Origin of the sequence: Kitasatospora sp. NPDC057542, assembly GCF_042801945.1 — a bacterium.
Classification (GTDB): domain Bacteria; phylum Actinomycetota; class Actinomycetes; order Streptomycetales; family Streptomycetaceae; genus Kitasatospora.
Map to the genome: position 1 here is coordinate 1 of NZ_JBHVFE010000665.1, position 3,675 is coordinate 3,675.

The 3,675-nt window shown below is 71.6% G+C and carries 2 protein-coding genes; both read right to left on the reverse strand.

The genetic code is table 11. The features are described 5' to 3' along the window. Positions 1-63: 63 nt before the first annotated feature. A complete protein-coding gene (gene sucB / locus ACFU7Y_RS41735; protein WP_380771635.1) occupies positions 64-1,782 on the reverse strand; it encodes a 2-oxoglutarate dehydrogenase, E2 component, dihydrolipoamide succinyltransferase in 1,719 nt (572 codons plus the stop codon). A gap of 80 nt (positions 1,783-1,862) precedes the next feature. Then, positions 1,863-3,269: a dihydrolipoyl dehydrogenase gene (gene lpdA, locus ACFU7Y_RS41740; RefSeq protein WP_263455757.1), complete on the reverse strand. Its 1,407-nt coding sequence runs from the start codon at positions 3,267-3,269 to the stop codon at positions 1,863-1,865. Between the last annotated feature and the right edge of the window lie 406 nt (positions 3,270-3,675).

Genomic DNA, 3,675 nt, shown 5'->3' on the forward strand with positions numbered 1-3,675 from the left:
CCCCGCGCCGTCCGGGGACGACGCGGGGTTCCGTGCGCGGGGTTCCGCGGGGACCTGGCGGGGTCAGAGGCCGAGCTCGACCTCGAACTCGCCGGCCTCCAGGATCTCCTTGACCGAGACCAGGTAGCGGGCGGCGTCGGCGCCGTCCACCAGGCGGTGGTCGTAGGAGAGCGACAGGTAGACCATGTCGCGGATGCCGATGGCGGTGCCGCCGTCGGACTCGATGACCACCGGGCGCTTGACGGTGGCGCCGATGCCCAGGATGGCGACCTGGTTCGGCGGCACGATCACGGTGTCGAACAGCGCACCGCGCGAGCCGGTGTTGCTGATGGTGAAGGTGGCGCCGGACAGCTCGTCCGGGGTGATCTTGCTGTCGCGGACCTTGGTGGCCAGCTCGGCGGTCTTCTTCGAGATGCCGGCGATGTTGAGGTCGCCCGCACCCTTGATGACCGGGGTCATCAGACCCTTCTCGGAGTCCACCGCGATACCGATGTTCTCGGTGTCGAAGTAGGTGACCGTGCCCTCGGCGTCGTTGATCCGGGCGTTGACGACCGCGTGGACCTTCAGCGCCTGGGCGGCGGCCTTGACGAAGAACGGCATCGGGGAGAGCTTGACGCCCTCGCGGGCCAGGAAGCCCTCCTTGGCCCTGGCGCGCAGCGACATGATCTTGGTGACGTCCACCTCGACCACGCTGGTCAGCTGCGCCTGCTCGTGCAGCGCCTTCAGCATGTTGTCGCCGATGACCTTGCGCATGCGGGTCATCTTGACGGTCTGGCCGCGCAGGGCGGACGGCGCGGCGGCGGCCTTCGGCGCGGCGGCCGGGGCGGCGGCGACCGGGGCCGGAGCGGCCTTGGCGGCCTCCGCGGCGGCGATGACGTCCTGCTTGCGGATGCGGCCGCCGACGCCGGTGCCGGCGACGGAGGACAGCGCGACGCCCTGCTCGGCGGCGAGCTTGCGCACCAGCGGGGTGACGTAGGCGTCACCGCTGTCGGCCACCGGGGCGGCCGGGGCGGCAACCGGGGCCGGGGCGGCAACCGGGGCCGGGGCGGCAACCGGGGCCGGGGCGGCAACCGGAGCGACCGGGGCCGGGGCGGCGACCGGAGCGGCCGGAGCCGGGGCAGCCGGAGCAGCGGGGGCCGGGGCGGCGGCAACGGCACCGGCGGCGCCGATCAGCGCGAGCTGGGCGCCGACCTCGGCGGTCTCGTCCTCGCCGACCAGGATCTTCACCAGGGTGCCGGCGACCGGCGACGGGATCTCGGTGTCGACCTTGTCGGTGGAGACCTCGAGCAGCGGCTCGTCGACCTCGACGGTCTCACCCTCGGCCTTCAGCCAGCGGGTGACGGTGCCCTCGGTGACCGACTCGCCCAGCGCGGGCAGCAGCACCGGGGTGGCGTCGCCGGCCGGGGCGGCCGGGGCCGGGGCGGCAGCCGGGGCCGGGGCAGCCGGGGCAGCGGCCGGGGCCTCGGCGACGGGGGCGGCCGGAGCCGGAGCGGCGGCGGGCGCGGCCTCGGCGGCCGGGGCCGGAGCGGCGGCCGGGGCACCCGAGCCGTCGTCGATGATCGCCAGCTCGGCGCCGACCTCGACGGTCTCGTCCTCGCCGACCTTGATCGAGGAGAGGATGCCGGAGGCCGGGGCCGGGATCTCGGTGTCGACCTTGTCGGTCGACACCTCCAGCAGCGGCTCGTCGACCTCGACACGCTCACCCTCGGCCTTCAGCCAGCGGGTGACGGTGCCCTCGGAAACGCTCTCGCCCAGCGCGGGCAGTGTTACTGAGACCGCCATGGTTTCAGCGACTCCTATCAAGTCTTGCGTACGGGAAGTACTTGCGTACGGGAAGTACCGGGAAAGGGGGTGGGGCGTGATCAGTCGTGCGCGTGCAGCGGCTTGCCGGCCAGCGCCAGGTGCGCCTCGCCCAGGGCCTCGGACTGGGTCGGGTGCGCGTGGATGAGCTGCGCGACCTCGGCCGGCAGAGCCTCCCAGTTGTAGATCAGCTGGGCCTCGCCGACCTGCTCGCCCATGCGGGCGCCGACCATGTGGACGCCGACCACGGCGCCGTCCTTGACCTGGACGAGCTTGATCTCGCCGGCGGTCTTCAGGATCTTGCTCTTGCCGTTGCCGGCCAGGTTGTACTTCAGGGTGACGACCTTCTCCTTGCCGTACAGCTCGACGGCCTTGGCCTCGGAGATGCCGACGGAGGCCACCTCGGGGTTGGAGTAGGTCACGCGCGGGACGCCGTCGTAGTCGATCGGCATCGGCTTGAGGCCGGCCAGGCGCTCGGCGACCAGGATGCCCTCGGCGAAGCCGACGTGGGCCAGCTGGAGGGTCGGGGCGAGGTCGCCGACGGCGGAGATGGTGGGCACGTTGGTGCGCATGTACTCGTCGACCAGGACGTAGCCGCGGTCCATCGCGACGCCGTTCTCCTCGTAGCCGAGGCCGGCCGAGACCGGGCCACGGCCGATGGCGACGAGCAGCAGGTCGGCGTCGATCTGCTTGCCGTTCTCGGTGGAGACGCGGACACCGGTCTCGGTGTACTCGACGCCCGAGAAGCGGGCCTTCAGCTCGAACTTGATGCCGCGCTTGCGGAACGCGCGCTCCAGCAGCTTGGAGGAGTTCTCGTCCTCAAGCGGGACGAGGTGCGGCAGCGCCTCGACGATGGTGACCTCGACGCCGAAGGACTTCCAGACCGAGGCGAACTCGACGCCGATCACGCCGCCGCCGAGGATGACGGCCGACTTCGGGATGCGGTCGAGCTTGAGGGCGTGGTCCGAGGAGATCACGCGGTTGCCGTCGATCTCCAGGCCCGGGATCGAGCGCGGCACGGAGCCGGTGGCCAGAACGATGTGGCGGCCTTCGATGCGCTGGCCGTTGACGTCCACCGAGGTCTGCGAGGAGAGCTTGCCCTCGCCCTGGATGAAGGTGACCTTGCGGGACGCCACCAGGCCCTGAAGGCCCTTGTACAGGCCGGCGATGACGTCGTCCTTGTACTTGTGGACGCCGTTGATGTCGATGCCCTGGAAGGTGGCCAGCACGCCGAACTCGGCGGCCTCCTTCGTCTCGTCCGCGATCTCCGCGGCGTGCAGCAGCGCCTTGGTCGGGATGCAGCCGCGGTGCAGGCAGGTGCCGCCCAGCTCACCCTTCTCGACCAGGGCAACGCTCAGGCCCAGCTGAGCGGCGCGGAGCGCCGCGGCGTAACCGCCGCTTCCGCCTCCGAGAATGACTACGTCGAAAACGGTGCTGGCGTCGTTCGCCACGTCACGTCCTCCATGCATGGGGTGGGTCGCCGGGCCGGTCGCGGTCCGGTGGGTCGGAAGCCTTTGTGGGGCGCCCAGTCGTGCCGGAAATACATCTTCGCACTTGTTCACGGTGGCTGATGTCCGGGTCCGCCCCGGGGGTGGCCCGCAGAGTGGTCACCGGGGCGGGAATGCCTCCAACGGAAGGGCATCATCGCAGCTCAGCGCGGTGTTGGCAGCCGCCGGACGGGCGTCGTCCGCGCCGCTCGCCGCGGCTTCTTCCGCAGTGTGGAACAAAGTTTCGCCCGCAGCGAACAGGGGTGCGCCGCGGCGCCCCGGCCTACCCGCAGGTAACCGGCCGGAACATCACGGAGCGGGCCCTCGTCGTGGAGCGGGCCCTCGTCGCGAACCGGACTCCTCTCGCGGAGGCCGGTTCAGGTCCGAC

Coding starts and splice junctions, on each gene's coding strand:
- lpdA (WP_263455757.1), bottom strand. CDS start 3,269: ATGCATGGAGGACGTGACGTGGCGAACGACGCCAGCACCGTTTTCGAC.
- sucB (WP_380771635.1), bottom strand. CDS start 1,782: ATGGCGGTCTCAGTAACACTGCCCGCGCTGGGCGAGAGCGTTTCCGAG.